Source organism: Cupriavidus sp. USMAA2-4, from assembly GCF_001854305.1.
Lineage (GTDB): Bacteria > Pseudomonadota > Gammaproteobacteria > Burkholderiales > Burkholderiaceae > Cupriavidus > Cupriavidus malaysiensis.
Genome location: NZ_CP017749.1, coordinates 3,192,578 through 3,206,770, shown reverse-complemented (window position 1 = coordinate 3,206,770; position 14,193 = coordinate 3,192,578). Strand labels below are relative to the sequence as shown.

The window sequence follows — 14,193 nt, the reverse complement described above, 5'->3', positions numbered from 1 at the left end:
GGGCTCCGGCTCAGTAGCGGATGCGCGGATCGAACAGCCGGTAGCTGAGGTCGATCAGGAGGTTGATCAGCACGTAGACGCCGGCGGACAACAGCAGCACGCTCTGGATCACCGGGTAGTCGTGGCGCTGCACGGAGTCCACCACCAGGCGGCCGATGCCCGGAATGGCGAACACGGTCTCGGTGACCACCACGCCGCCGATCAGCAGCGCGATGCCGATGCCCACCGTGGTGGCGATCGGCACCGCGGCGTTGCGCAGCGCGTGGCCCAGCACCGGCAGCACGCCCAGGCCCTTGGCGCGCGCGGTGCGGATGTAGTCCTCGTGCAGCACCTCGAGCACGGTGGCGCGCGTCATGCGCGTCACCAGCGCGATGTAGACCAGCGCCAGGTTGATGCAGGGCAGCACCAGGCTGCGCAGCCAGGCGCCGGCGCCTTCGGCCAGCGGCACGTAGCCTTGCACCGGGAACCAGGGCAGGCGGATGGCGAAGGCATAGACCAGCAGGTAGCCGACCAGGAACACCGGCAGCGAGAAGGCCAGCACGGCGAACAGCATCACCAGGCGGTCGACCCAGCTGCCGGCGCGGTAGGCCGCCAGCGTGCCGAGCGGCACCGCCACCAGCAGCGTCAGCAGCATGGTCAGCGCGGCGATCGACACGGTCGGCTCGAGCCGCTGGGCCAGCAGGGTGGTGACCGGCACCTGGGTGAAGATCGAAGTGCCGAGGTCGCCGCCGGCCAGGCGCCCGGCCCACAGCAGGAACTGCCGCCAGAGCGGCTGGTCGAGGCCGAGCGCGCCGCGCAGGCGGGCGATGTCGTCGGCAGTGGCGAGGTCCCCGGCGATCAGCGCCGCCGGATCGCCCGGCGACAGGTGGATCAGCAGGAAGACCACGACGGCCACCACGGCCATCACCGGCAGCGTGGCCAGCAGGCGGCGGAGCAGGAAGCCCATGGCGGCCCCGGCTCAGCGGTCGAGGGCCCAGACCGTGGGCACGCCGCCCCACAGCTTGTCCAGGCCCTTGAGGTTGGCGCGGGCGGCGAAGGCCGCCGAATACTGGCCGGCGTTCACGTAGGGCACGGCCTCGTAGGCGCGCTTCTGGAAGGCGTCGAGCAGTTCGCGGCGCTTGGCCGGCACGGTCTCGCGCACCCAGGCGCTGCGCAGTTCGTCGAGCGGCTTGTCGCAGGGCCAGCCGGGCAGGCTGCTGCCGCAGGCCGCGCTCAGGTAGGCATTGGTGATGGGGGAGTTGGCGTCGAACTCGCCGGCCACGGTGACGTACATGTTCCAGCCGCCGGCCTCGGGCGCGTCGCGCTTGGCGCGGCGCGCGCCGATCGAGGCCCAGTCCATGTTCTGCATGTCGACGTTGATGCCGATGCTGCGCAGGGTCTGCGCCGCCATCAGCGCCTCGGCATTGAGGGCGGTGACGTCGGTGGGCACCAGCAGCACCACCTTCTCGCCCTTGTAGCCGGCACCCGCCAGCATCTGCTTGGCCTTGGCCACGTCGGCCTTGCGGAAGGGATCGGCGCCGGCCGAGGTGTCGTTCGGGCTGCCGCAGATGAAGAAGGTGGCGCAGTAGTTCATGCGCATGTCCAGCGGGAAGCCCATGGCCGCGGTGAAGCGTTCCTGGCTGACCGCCTGCAGCACCGCCTGGCGCACCTTGGGGTTGTTGAAGGGCGGATGGAGCTGGTTCATCACCAGCATACCCTGGTAGGTGCCGCCGGCGCCGATCTTGATGGCGGGATCGGCGCGCAGGGGGGTGATGTAGTCGGGCGGCAGCTGCTCGATCAGGTCGACCTCGCCCCGCTTGAGCGCGGCGATGGCGCTGTTCGCGTCGGGCAGGTAGAGCCATTCGACGCGGTCGAAGTGGCCGGCCTTGTTGCCGGCCAGCCCGCTCGGTGTCTCGCGGCGGCCCACGTAGTTCGGGTTGCGCACGAACACCGCCTTGTTGCCGGGCACCCACTCATCGCGCTTGAACAGGTAGGGGCCGGAGCCGACCACCTCGGTCAGCGGCGCGGTGGCCGGCAGCTTGGCCAGGCGTTCCGGCAGGATCACCGGCGGGAAGCCCGAGGGCTTGGCCAGCGCGTCGAGCACCATGCCGAAGGGCTGCTGCAGGGTCAGCGTGAAGGTGCGCGCGTCGACCGCCTTCCAGGTGGCCCCGGCCTCGCCCATGGCGCGGCCGAGGCTGTCGCGCGCGCCCCAGCGCTGCAGCGAGGCCACGGCGTCGGCCGCCGTGACCGGCTGGCCGTCGGAGAACTTCAGGTTGGGGCGCAGCGTGAAGGTCCACTGCCTGCCGTCCTTGCTGCTGTTGAAGGTGTCGACCATCTGCGGCTGCGGCTTGCCGTTCGCGTCCTGGGCGAACAGCGTGTCGTAGACCATGTAGCCGAAATTGCGCGTGATGTAGGCCGTGGTGAAGGTCGGATCGAGGATCTTCAGGTCGGCGTGCGGCACGACCTTCAGGGTCTTGGCGGCAGCCTGGGCGTGGGCCTGCGGCGGCAGGGCCGCGCCGGTGCAGAGCAGCGCGCTGAGGACGATCGCGGCGGGCGCGGTGAGCGGGCGGTGGAACATGGTGTGTCTCCGTTGTGTTGGCCGGCTTCTCTGGTGTTCCTGGATGTGCCAGGAGGCGGAGGCCTGGTGTCCTGTTATCTGCGAGGCAGCCCTGGCCGGGCTCAGGTGGCGTCAGGTGGCGTCAGGTGGCGCTGAGGCGGCGCTCAGGCGGCGTCGAGCGGCCACTTCGGCCGCCGGATATGCCGGTACGGCAGGGTGCGCAGGTCCAGCGTGACCGCGCCCGGCGCGCCCACATAGATGACATGGCGTGCCACCTTCGAGAAGGCGGCATAGAAGTGCTGCGAGGACTTGACGACGATGAGCTTGCGCGCCGACAGGTCGCAGCCCAGCTGCGTGAACAGGTCGGTGCCCATGGCCTGGTTGCGCAGCGTGATCAGCACGATGTCGATGCCGCCGGCTTCCACCAGCGCGCAGTCGCCGAGCGGCATCGGCGCGTTGGCCAGGCCCGTCATCACCATGTCGGGATGGAGCGCCTTGACCGTGCAGTCGAGGTCGAGGGGCTGGCCGGACAGCGGGCCGATCTTGCCGCCGATGCGCAGCGGCAAGCGTGCCCCCGCACCGGCCTCGAAGGCGATGCGCACCGCCACCGGGTCCCACAGCGGGCCGATGGCGGCGTTGCCGATGCCGCGTTCGAGCAGGCGCCGCAGGATGAAGGTGGAGTCGCCGGCCGCGCCGCCGCCGGGGTTGTCGGCGCCGTCGGCCAGCACCACGGGGCCGCCGTCGCAGGCCAGCGCCTGGTCGAGCGCGGCATCGATGCCGGGGTAGGGCACGTCGAGTGCCTCGCGCAGGTCGATCAGCTCGTCGGCCAGCCGGCGCGCGAGCGCCTGGGCGGCGGCGGGGTCGCCGTCGGTGTAGACCAGCACCTTGGTGCCCATCTCGGGCACGTCGCCCCAGGCGAAGCCGTGCGCGATGGAGATCGACAGCACGCCATCGCGGCCTTCCAGCGCCTGGATGCGGTCGACGAAGCCGCGCGCCGGCTCGCGCGAAGTGTGCATGGTGACGATCATCTCGCAGTCGACCACCGCGGCCACCGGGCGGATGCGTCCCTCGGCCCTGGCCGCGCACAGGTCGACCAGTTCCAGCGCACGCTCCAGCACGTCGGTGTGCGGATATTCCTTGAAGGCGATCAGCAGGTCCGCGTGCGCGGTCATGGCCGGCGTCAGGTGGCTGTGCGGGTCCAGTTCGGCGCCGACCACCACCTCGGGCCCGACGATCTCGCGAACCCGGCGCAGCAGGTCTCCCTCGCAGTCATCGTAGCCATCGGCGACCATGGCGCCGTGCAGCCCGAGCAGCACCATGTCGACCGGCAGCGCCGCGCGCAGGTCGGCCAGCAGTTCCTCGCGCAGGGACTCGTAAGCCTGGCGCGTGGTGGTGCCGCTGGGCTGGGCCCCGGCCACCATGCCTTCCAGCAGGGTCCAGCCGCGTTCCTTGCCGCGCAGGCGCGCGGCCCACAGCGGGCCGGAGAAGAAAGTCATCTGGTCGGGATGCTTGCCCGCCGGGAAGTAGCCGCGGTCGCGGAAGGACGCCAGCCCGGTGGGCATGGGCGCGAAGGTGTTGGTCTCGGTGGCGAGGGAAGCGCTGAACACGCGCATGGTTGTCTCCTGGATGTCGTTGTTGTCTTGGTTGTCCGTCTTGCCATCCGCGCGCCGCGGCGCTAGGCGGCGCGGGGGCGCAGGCGGCCGGGTCCCAGTATGGCGGCGGTCAGGCCGAAGGCGGCCGCGTGCGCCGGCACCGGCAGGCCGCGCGCCAGCGCAGCACAGGTCTCGCCCATGGCGGCCGAGGTCTGGATGCCGTAGCCGCCCTGCGCCGCCACCCAGAAGAAGCCGGGCACGGCGTCGTCGAAGCCGCCCACCAGGTCGCCGTCGGCGACGAAGGAGCGCAGTCCCGCCCAGGTGCGCGCCGGGTGACGGATCGACAAGGTGGTGGCTTCCTCGATGCGGTGGATGGCCAGGGCGATGTCCAGTTCTTCGGGCTGCACGTCCTGGGGCTCGACCGGGTCGGCGTTGGCGGGCGAACCGAGCAGCATGCCGGCGTCGGGCTTGAGATACCAGGATTCGTCCGCACTGTGCACCATCGGCCAGCCATGGCAGTCCAGGCCGGCCGGCGGCTGGAACACGAAGGCCGAGCGGCGGCAGGGCTGCAGACCCAGCGGCGCCACGCCGGCCAGGCGCGCCACCACGTCGGCCCAGGCGCCGGCGGCGTTGAGCAGCACCGGGGCGCGGAAGGACTGGGTGCCGGTATCGACCTGCCACGCCGCACCGTCGCGTGCGATGGCGCGTACCTCGGCATCGCACACCAGCTTGCCGCCGGCCTGGCGCATGCCGCGCAGATAGCCCTGGTGGATGGCGTGCACGTCCATGTCGGCCGCACCGGGTTCGTAGACCGCGCCGATGACCTGCTCGGGGCGCAGCACGGGCACGCGTGCGCAGGCTTCGGCGGCGCTCAGCCGCTGTGCTTCCGGCGCCATCGGGTGCAGCACCGCCCAGTGTTCGTCGAGCAGGGCTTCCTGGCCGGGCGCGGCCACCATCATGGCGCCGCGAGGGCTCAGCAGCGGGTGCTCGGCGAAGCCGGCCGGCGGGTGTTCCAGGAAGGCGCGGCTGGCCATGGTCAGGGCGCGCACCTGCGGCGTGCCGTAGCTTTCCATGAAGAGGGCGGCCGAGCGGCCGGTGGAGTGGTAGCCGGGCTGGCTCTCCCGTTCCAGCACGGTGACGCTGCCGTGCGGCGCCAGCCAGTAGGCGATGGAAGCGCCGGCAATGCCGGCGCCGATCACCAGGAAATCGGAGCGGAGCGGGGAAGCGGAGGTGGGCGTTTGCATGAAATCGGGTCGGCGGCGCATCCCGGGCCGGGGCGCGATCTTCAGGGGTGCAGCGAGTGTATTCAAGAATTTGCGAATACGCAAATTAGCGTTTACGCAAATTCGCGTTTATGCAAATTTGCGTTTATGCAAATTTGCGGATGCACAAATTGGCGGATCCGCAAATTCTGGGATAATCTGCCCTCACGCCGTCCGCCGGGACGGCGCCGTGCCATCGATAGAGGATCTGGCTTGAAAGAGAAAGACGTGCCGCGCGGCGCCGACGCATCGCGCACCCTTGACCGGGAGACCTTCGGCGAGCGCCTGCGCCGCGCACGCAAGGACTTCGGCTGGACCCTGGCCCACCTGTCGGAGCTGTCCGGCGTCTCCATCACCACCATCTCGCGCGCTGAGCGTGGCCAGCTTGCGCTGGGCTACGAGAACTTTGCGGCCCTGGGCAAGGCGCTGCAGATGGACATGGGGGAAATGTTCGCCGGCGCCGGCGAGACCGCGGCGCCGTTCCAGGGGCCGATCGTCACGCGCGCCAACCAGGGCGTGGTCTACACAGGCCAGTCGATCACCTATGAGTTCCTCGGCACCGAGGCGGCGGGCAAGCAGATGAGCCCCACCGTGGCGACGGTGCACGCGCGCCGCATCACCGGCCCCGAAGCCTACGCCAGCCACCCGGGCGAAGAGTTCATCTACGTGCTCAGCGGCGAGGTCGAGGTGCATTTCACCAATGGCGAGTTCGTGCGGCTCGCGCGGGGCGATTCGCTCTACTTCGATGCGCGCCTCGGGCACGCCTATATCAGCGTCAGCCGCCAACTGGCGCGCACCATCGGTGTCACCACCAGCGAGAGCGCGCAGATGCGTTCGGCGCAGGCCGGGGCGACGGCTGCGAGCGCGCAGGCGAAGCGCAGCGCCAAGCTGGCCGGGCGCGAGGCGGCGAAGCCGGCGACTAAGCCAGCGGTGGAAACGGCGGTGGAGACGGCGCCAGCCGGGGAGCGGCGCCGCGCGCGTGCGCCGGCAGTGCCACGCAGGCGGACCTGACGCGATGAACGCGCCGCCGGTGGGGTGGAAATTTCCATGTCAAATGCCGAGAAATTGGCATTGCGCGCCGATTTGCCTCTTTGGTATGCTTCGCTCCGTCTTCACTACGGGTGATTCCCATGGACAGTTGTTCTAGTCGGCCGCCGGCCGATTCCTGAGCGGCCAGTCAGTCAAGGCGATTCCTCGCCACTGCCTGGCCGATACGGCGGGTAGTGGCATGCGCGCGGGTTCTCCGCACGCCTCCCTCCCACATCCATTGCTTCGACTTCCGCTGATCGGCTGATCGCGCGATGGACGGCGCTCGTCCGTCATCCGCGCGCCGCGCGGCGGAGTCGTCTCGCCTGCCTGCTGCCGGAATGCCGGCAAGGCATGGGGGAGGCTTCATGTCATTCCATCTGATTCCCTTCGGGCTGGCCGCCTTGCCCTATCTGCGCGCCTGGCGTGCCGCGGCCGTGCTGGCCCTGTCGGACCGGCGCTGCCGCCGCTGCCGTCACCGTGGCGCCGCGGCGTTGCCGCCCGGCGCGCAAGCCTTCGAGGAGGTGCCGCGATGAAGCTCGGCATGCTGAGAACCCTGTACGCGGCCTTCCTGCGCACGCGCCGCGCCACCCACCACTTCCGCCGCCTCGCGCTGTTCGAATCGCTGCACGACCAGAAGAGCGCGCGGGTGGTTCCCGAGGCGCTCTCGCGCGAGCTGCACCGCGCCGCCCGCGACGATATCCCGGCGGTGCTGGTACACCTGCGTGCACACGAGGACGGGTTGACCAGCCTGGACGTGGAGGAGCGGCTGGACCGCCTGGGCCCCAACGAGGTCGAGCACGAGAAGCCCTTGCCGGCCTGGCTTCACTTCTGGCACGCCTACAGTAATCCCTTCAACCTGCTGCTGACGGTGCTGGCGGTCATCTCCTGGCTGACCGACGACGTCCAGGCCACCACCGTGATCGGCACCATGGTGCTGCTGTCGACGGTGATCCGCTTCGTGCAGGAGCGGCGCTCGAACCGCGCCGCCGACGCCCTCAAGGCCATGGTCAGCACCACCGCCACGGTGGTGCGGCGCGACCTGGCGCGCCTGCGCGCGGCGGAGGACGCCAGGCACTTCAATATGCAGGTGCACTCGCGCCCGCCGGCACAGATCGAAGTGCCGCTGCGCGAGCTGGTGCCGGGCGAGATCGTGGTGCTGTCGGCGGGCGACATGATCCCGGCCGACTGCCGCATCCTCGCCGCCAAGGACCTGTTCGTCAGCCAGGCCGCGATGACCGGCGAGTCACTGCCGGTGGAGAAATTCGCCGAGCTGCGCGCACCCACTGCCAACGCGCTCGAACTTGGCAATATCGTCTTCATGGGCACCAATGTGGTCTCTGGCGCTGCCTCCGCGGTGGTACTGGAGACGGGTAACCGCACCTACTTCGGCACCCTGGCGTCACGCGCGACCTCGGCCGACCGCTCCGGCACCGCCTTCCAGGCCGGCGTCAACCAGGTGAGCTGGCTGCTGATCCGCTTCGCCCTGGTGATGGTGCCCATCGTGCTGCTGGTCAACGGTTTCACCAAGGGCGACTGGATGGAGGCCTTCCTGTTCGCGCTGTCGGTGGCGGTGGGCCTGACGCCGGAGATGCTGCCGATGATCGTGACCTCGACGCTGGCCAAGGGCGCGGTGCTGATGTCGCGCCGCCAGGTCATCGTCAAGCGCCTCGACGCGATCCAGAACTTCGGCGCGATGGACGTGCTGTGCACCGACAAGACCGGCACCCTGACACGCGACAAGATCGTGCTGGAGCGGCATACCGACGTGCTCGGCCAGGTCTCGCAGGAGGTGCTCAAGCACGCCTACCTGAACAGCTATTTCCAGACCGGCCTGAAGAACCTGCTGGACCGTGCGGTGCTGGAGCACGCCGAGCTGCAGAAGGAACTGAAGCTGGTGCTCGACTACCGCAAGGTCGACGAGATCCCCTTCGACTTCGAGCGGCGCCGCATGTCGGTGGTGGTGTCCGAACGCGGCGACCACAACGAGCTGATCTGCAAGGGTGCCGTCGAAGAGGTGCTGGCCGCCTGCACCTGGGTGCAGATCGACGGCATGGTGCGGCCGCTGGACGGCGCGCTGCTGGCCCGGGTGCGCCAGGTCACCCACGACCTGAACCAGGAAGGCCTGCGCGTGGTGGCGGTGGCGATGAAGGAAACGCCTGCCTCGATGACCACCTACAGCGTGGCCGACGAGCGCGACCTGACGCTGGTCGGCTACATCGCCTTCCTCGATCCGCCCAAGGAGTCCACCGCGCCGGCCCTGCGCGCGCTGGCCGCGCACGGCGTGGACGTCAAGGTGCTGACCGGCGACAACGAGCTGGTCACCGCCAAGGTCTGCCGCGAGGTCGGCCTGGAGTTGGACGGCGTGCTGCTCGGGCCCGACGTGGAGACGATGGACGCGGCGGCGCTGGCGCAGGCGGTCGAGGCGCACAATGTGTTCGCGCGCCTGTCGCCGCTGCACAAGGAACGCATCGTGCAGGCGCTGCGCGCCAACGGCCACGTGGTCGGCTTCATGGGCGACGGCATCAACGACGCCGCCGCGCTGCGCGCTGCCGACATCGGCATCTCGGTGGACAGCGCGGTGGACATCGCCAAGGAGGCGGCCGACATCATCCTGCTGGAGAAGAGCCTGATGGTGCTGGAAGCCGGCGTGATCGAAGGGCGGCGCACCTTCTGCAATATGCTGAAGTACATCCGCATGACGGCCAGCTCCAACTTCGGCAACGTGTTCTCGGTGCTGGTGGCGAGCGCCTTCCTGCCCTTCCTGCCGATGCTGCCGCTGCAGCTGCTGGTGCAGAACCTGCTCTACGACATCTCCCAGATCGCCATCCCCTTCGACAAGGTCGACGAGGAACTGGTGAACCGGCCGCTGACCTGGAATCCGGGCGACATCGGCCGCTTCATGCTGTTCTTCGGGCCGCTCAGCTCGCTGTTCGACCTCGCCACCTTCGCGCTGATGTGGTTCGTCTTCCACGCCAGCACGCCGGCGCAGCAGTCGCTGTTCCAGTCGGGCTGGTTCGTGGTGGGGCTGGTCACGCAGACGCTGATCGTGCACATGATCCGCACGCCCAAGCTGCCGTTCATCCAGAGCCGCGCGGCCTGGCCGCTGACGCTGATGACCGGGCTGATCATCGCCATCGGCATCTACCTGCCGATGGGCCCGCTGGCGGCCAACTTCAAGCTGGTGCCGCTGCCGCTGGCCTACTTCCCCTGGCTGGTGGCGATCGTGCTGGGCTATGCGCTGATGACCACGGCGATGAAGCGCTTCTACCTGCGCCGCTTCGGCTGGATGTGAGGCGAGGCGGGATGCTTGAGCGTGCGGCTCGGGGCTGCACTGCGGCGGCCTGCTCGGGCGCCGCGCCGGCCGCCCGCACGAACCGTGCAGGCTTTCCCAGCTCGCCGCGGAAGCACGGCGCCGCCCGCACCGCCCGGGCCGCCCCGCACCGCCGCCGCGTACCGGGCGCTCAGCGCGTCAGCAGGCGCGAGCGCACAAAGCCGGCGTGCGCGCGCAGTGCCTCCATCAGCCCGGCGGAGGGCACGCGGTCCAGGTCGGTCACCACATAGCCGGTGGCGCCGCGCGTCTGCAGGTGCTGGCCGGTGATGTTGGCGCCGTCCTGTGCCAGCAGCGTGTTGAGCGCGGCCAGCGCGCCGGGGGCGTTGCTGTGCACGTTCAGCAGGCGTGCCGGCGCCTGCAGAGGGCCGGGATCGACCTCGGGGAAGTTGACCGCGCCGATGGTGCCGCCGGTGGTCAGGAAGTGGACCAGCTTGGCCGCCACTTCGGTGCCGATGTTCTCCTGCGCCTCCTCGGTGCTGCCGCCGACGTGCGGGGTCAGCAGTACGTTGGGCAGGCCCTGCAGCTCGCTGACGAACGGCTCGCTGTTGGTCTTGGGCTCTTCGGGGAAGACATCGATGGCGGCACCGCCCAGGCGCTTCTCGCGCAGCGCCGCAGCCAGCGCGGCAATGTCGACCACGGTGCCGCGCGAGGCATTGATCAGGATGGCGCCGGGTTTGCACGCGGCCAGCACCCGCGCATCGACCAGGTTGCGGGTGCGCGGCGTGGCGGGCACGTGCAGCGTGACCACGTCGGCCTGCCCGACCGCCTCCTCGAGTGTGGCGCAGGCACGCGCCGAGCCCAGCGAGAGGCGGGCCAGCACGTCGAAGTAGACCACCTGCATGCCCATGGCCTCGGCCAGCACGCCGACCTGCGAGCCGATATTGCCGTAGCCGACGATGGCGATGGTCTTGCCACGCGCCTCGAAGGCGCCGCTGGCGCCCTTGGCCCACTTGCCGGCATGTGCCAGCGCGCTCTTCTCCGGAATGCGCCGCAGCAGCATCACGGCCTCGGCGATCACCAGCTCGGCCACCGAGCGCGTGTTGGAGAACGGCGCGTTGAAGACGGGAATGCCGGCCGCGGCGGCGGCCTCGAGGTCGACCTGGGAGGTGCCGATGCAGAAGCAGCCGATCGACAGCAGTTGCGGCGCGCTGGCGATGTCGGTCGCGCGCAGGTGGGTGGCGGAGCGGATGCCGACCAGGTCGTGGGCGGCCAGCACCTGGCGCAACTCGTCGCCGGCCAGCGCGCCCGTGCGGCGGTCGACCGAGATGCCGGCGCCCTGCAGCGGCGCGGTGGCGCTCTGGTGGATGTTCTCCAGCAGCATGGCGGTCGTCATGGCTGCCTCCGGTGCGCCGGGACGGCGGCGCGGGCGCGCCGTCCGGGCATGAGCAGTGGCTCGGTCAAGGTGTTCTCCGATCAGCATGGCAAGGACCGCGGCGTGCGCCGCGGCTGCGGACATTGTCCACGAAGCGCGGCGCGCGTGTGCGGATGTCCCTGCGGCCAGGATGGTTCGCCGCGGGCCGTGCCTGCCGGCACCGCTGGCCCGTCGGCCAAGGTGTCGGCCGAGGGCGTCAGCCGGGGGGCGCCTATGCTATGGCGCCGGCAACGCCGGCAGGTGCGGCCGGAAGGGACGCTGCTCGACGTTGCCGGCGTGCGCCACGACCGCGGTCGCCTCGGGGACCTCCTCCCAGGCGCCGGGCAGGTCGATCAGCGGCTCCGAGAGGACCAGGAAGGCATCGTCGCCGGCGGCGGTGATGCGCCGGTCGTCCGGATAGAGCGCGCGCAGGTGGCGGAACGAGGCACTGTGGAACAGCGAACGCGACTCTCCCTCGCTGGAATAGCGCACGGCCACGATCCGCTCGCCGTCGGTGGCGGCGACGGTCATGTTCAGTGGATGCTGGATGCCCTTGGCCGCGCCGGTGGCCTCCACCACGCCCACCATCTGCTCCAGCGCCTGCACCGGGTTGCGCTCCAGCCCGTAGGTCAGGGCGAGAAGGAACATGACCTCCGAATCGGTGGAGCCCTCGATGACGGGAAACAGGTCGGGGGCGATCATCAGCATCAATTCGCGCCGTACCGCCGGGTAGTCGCGGATCAGGCCGTTGTGGGCGAACAGCCAGCGGCCGTGCCGGAAGGGGTGACAGTTGGTCTCCTGCGCCGGGGTGTCGGTGGCAGCGCGCACATGGGCGACGAACAGCGGCGAGCGGATCGCCCGCGCGGCCTCGCGCAGGTTGCGGTCGCTCCAGGCCGGCGCCACGCAACGGTAGCGGAAGGGCGGCTCCGTCGGCACGCCATACCAGCCGACGCCGAAGCCGTCGCCGTTGGTGGTGGTATGGCCCATGCGCGAGTGCAGGCTCTGGTCGATCAGCGAGTGCTGGGCGCGGAACAGCACGGTTTCCAGATGGATGGGGTTGCCCGAATAGGCCAGCCAGCGGCACATGATCATTGCTCCTCGATGTCTCGCGCGGGGGCGGTCGCCGGAGGCGGCGCGGAGGGCGCGATGCCTGGCCATCAGCGTAGCACCGGGCGTGCATCGCAGGCGCGGGAGCGTCGGGCCGGACGGCAGCCGTGGACCGGATGATTTTTCCTTTTGTTCTATCTGTAAGAACTATATTGTGTTAGTAGGAATTTAGTGGTGAATGGGTCACGTGTGTGTCATATGCCACCGCTATGATGCGCCGCACAAGGGTCCGGCAGGCCAGAAGCCGCACGGGTCCGCCATTTCACTCCCAGGGAAACACCATGTTGTTGCACGCTCGCAAGCCCTTGATCGGCTTCGCCATTTCCTGCGCCATCGGCGCCGGCCTGTACGCCTGCGGCGGGGATGATGCGCCCGCCACCAACGCCACCAACGCCGGCAATGGCGGCGGCACGCAGCCGACTTCGCCAACGACCCCGCCAGCTCCGCCGACGCCGGTGGTGCAGGGCCGCTGGACCACCGGCGACCTGCATGTCCACACCATTCAGTCGAACGATGCGCAAACGCCGCTGGCGGACGTGCTCGACCAGGCCTTTGGCAAGTACCAGCTCGACTGGATCACGCTGTCCAATCATCTGCGCGTATCGGACCGCGACCATACCGGCGCCGCCATCGCCGGTGGCAGCGTGGCGTTCTCGAAGGGCATGGCGCTGTACGAGCAGCCGGCCGTCAAGCAATGGCAGGCGGCGGGGCGTTATGCCGGCAAGCTGATCCTGTCCGCCACGGAATGGGACATGCCGACGCACGACCACATGAATATCGGCATCTTCGCGCCGAGCGGCGGCAAGCTCGAGACCGCGGCCAAGGCCGTTGCCAAGTTCGAGTACCTGTTCACCAACCGGTCGGACTTCCTGTTCGACCCGGTCGACGTGGCGGCCTGGAGCGCCGAGGGCCCCCGCAGCTACAGCACGCATGCGGACGCGCTCAAGGCGGTCGCCTGGCTCAAGGCCAATTATCCCGACACCAGCTACGCGCTGATCAACCATCCCTCGCGCAATCCGGGCAAGTACACGGCGGCGAACTTCCGCGAGTTGCACGACCTGGCGCCGAACCAGTTCTTCGCCATCGAAGGCATGGTGGGCGGCCAACTGGAGCCGGACCGCGGCGGCTACACCAGCGCCTACACGCCGGAGAACGCCAGGTCGCGTACCTATGGCGGAGTGGACTACATCGTGGCCCAGGTCGGTGGAATCTGGGACGCGCTGCTGGGCGAAGGGCGCCGCATCTGGAACGTGGCCAACTCCGACCACCATTTCGAGATGGCCAACGGCATCTACAGCAGCAGCTACTATCCGGGCGCCTATGCCAAGAACTACGTCTGGCTCAAGGATGGCAGTGCGCAGTCGCTGCTCGACGGATTGCGCTCCGGCAAGGGCTTCGCGGTCTATGGCGACCTGATCAACGCACTCGACTTCACGGTGTCGACCGGCGGCACCTCGCGCGAGATGGGTGGCGAGCTGCCAGTGAAGACGGGCGACAAGGTCACCCTCACGATCCGCTTCAAGAGCCCGGAGCGCAACAACTACGAATACCCGCTCGGCAGCGGCGTTTCCTTCAACGCGCGGCCGGCGGTCGACCATATCGACCTGATCGCCGGCGACGTGGTCGAGCGGCCGAAGCCCGGCACGCCCGCCTACGACAAGGACACCAACGACTCCACCAAGGTCATCGCTACCTTCACCCGCGCCGACTGGAAGGTGGACAAGGACGGCTACAACACCGTCACCTATACCTTCACCGCGACCGGCAGCCGCTATTTCCGCCTGCGTGGCACCAATCTGGGCCCCGATGTGGCCGGTGAGACCCAGGGTGGCAACCCCCTGGCCGACAGCCGCACGACCATCGCCGAGGACCAGGCCCGCTTCAATGCCATCAACCTGCGCAACTACAGCGACCTGTGGTTCTACTCGAACCCGGTTTTCGTCAGGCAGGCCGGATAAGCCGGCGCGGGGGCTGGGGCAACTCCT

Annotated in this window: 10 protein-coding genes; 4 read left to right on the top strand and 6 right to left on the bottom strand. The window is 69.4% G+C overall.

Annotated features, from left to right (window positions below; genetic code table 11):
* Nucleotides 1-10 precede the first annotated feature (10 nt).
* The 4 genes from BKK79_RS33950 to BKK79_RS33935 all read right to left on the bottom strand — a co-directional run bounded on the left by BKK79_RS33950 (nucleotide 11) and on the right by BKK79_RS33935 (nucleotide 5,372).
* Entirely contained in the window at nucleotides 11-946 is a 936-nt protein-coding gene (locus BKK79_RS33950) for an ABC transporter permease (RefSeq protein WP_071019805.1), read from the bottom strand.
* A gap of 12 nt (nucleotides 947-958) precedes the next feature.
* Entirely contained in the window at nucleotides 959-2,557 is a 1,599-nt protein-coding gene (locus tag BKK79_RS33945; protein ID WP_071040039.1) for an ABC transporter substrate-binding protein, read from the bottom strand.
* Nucleotides 2,558-2,700: 143 nt separating this feature from the next.
* The gene (locus BKK79_RS33940; protein WP_071040038.1) at nucleotides 2,701-4,149 is read right to left on the bottom strand and encodes a M81 family metallopeptidase; all 1,449 of its coding nucleotides are present in this window, start codon (nucleotides 4,147-4,149) and stop codon (nucleotides 2,701-2,703) included.
* 62 nt (nucleotides 4,150-4,211) lie between these two features.
* On the bottom strand, nucleotides 4,212-5,372 hold the full coding sequence (locus BKK79_RS33935; RefSeq protein WP_071040552.1) for an NAD(P)/FAD-dependent oxidoreductase: 1,161 nt from the start codon (nucleotides 5,370-5,372) through the stop codon (nucleotides 4,212-4,214).
* A gap of 231 nt (nucleotides 5,373-5,603) precedes the next feature.
* On the opposite strand from BKK79_RS33935, the gene BKK79_RS33930 reads away from it, so the two are divergent.
* From BKK79_RS33930 to mgtA, 3 genes are all read left to right on the top strand, one after another.
* Entirely contained in the window at nucleotides 5,604-6,401 is a 798-nt protein-coding gene (locus BKK79_RS33930; protein ID WP_232346386.1) for a helix-turn-helix domain-containing protein, read from the top strand.
* Nucleotides 6,402-6,784: 383 nt separating this feature from the next.
* A complete protein-coding gene (locus tag BKK79_RS40795) occupies nucleotides 6,785-6,952 on the top strand; it encodes a hypothetical protein (RefSeq protein ID WP_157128593.1) in 168 nt (55 codons plus the stop codon).
* On the top strand, nucleotides 6,949-9,711 hold the full coding sequence (mgtA, locus tag BKK79_RS33925) for a magnesium-translocating P-type ATPase (RefSeq protein ID WP_071040037.1): 2,763 nt from the start codon (nucleotides 6,949-6,951) through the stop codon (nucleotides 9,709-9,711). The genes BKK79_RS40795 and mgtA overlap by 4 nt, the downstream gene beginning before the upstream one ends.
* Before the next feature lie 169 nt (nucleotides 9,712-9,880).
* On the opposite strand, the gene serA is transcribed toward mgtA, so the two are convergent.
* Together serA and BKK79_RS33915 are read right to left on the bottom strand one after the other, a co-directional pair.
* On the bottom strand, nucleotides 9,881-11,083 hold the full coding sequence (gene serA / locus BKK79_RS33920; RefSeq protein WP_071040036.1) for a phosphoglycerate dehydrogenase: 1,203 nt from the start codon (nucleotides 11,081-11,083) through the stop codon (nucleotides 9,881-9,883).
* Between the two features lie 255 nt (nucleotides 11,084-11,338).
* Nucleotides 11,339-12,187: a class II glutamine amidotransferase gene (locus BKK79_RS33915; RefSeq protein WP_071040551.1), complete on the bottom strand. Its 849-nt coding sequence runs from the start codon at nucleotides 12,185-12,187 to the stop codon at nucleotides 11,339-11,341.
* 302 nt (nucleotides 12,188-12,489) lie between these two features.
* Between BKK79_RS33915 and BKK79_RS33910 the strand changes: the two genes are divergently transcribed.
* Nucleotides 12,490-14,166: an S-layer protein gene (locus BKK79_RS33910; protein WP_071040035.1), complete on the top strand. Its 1,677-nt coding sequence runs from the start codon at nucleotides 12,490-12,492 to the stop codon at nucleotides 14,164-14,166.
* Nucleotides 14,167-14,193 lie beyond the last annotated feature (27 nt).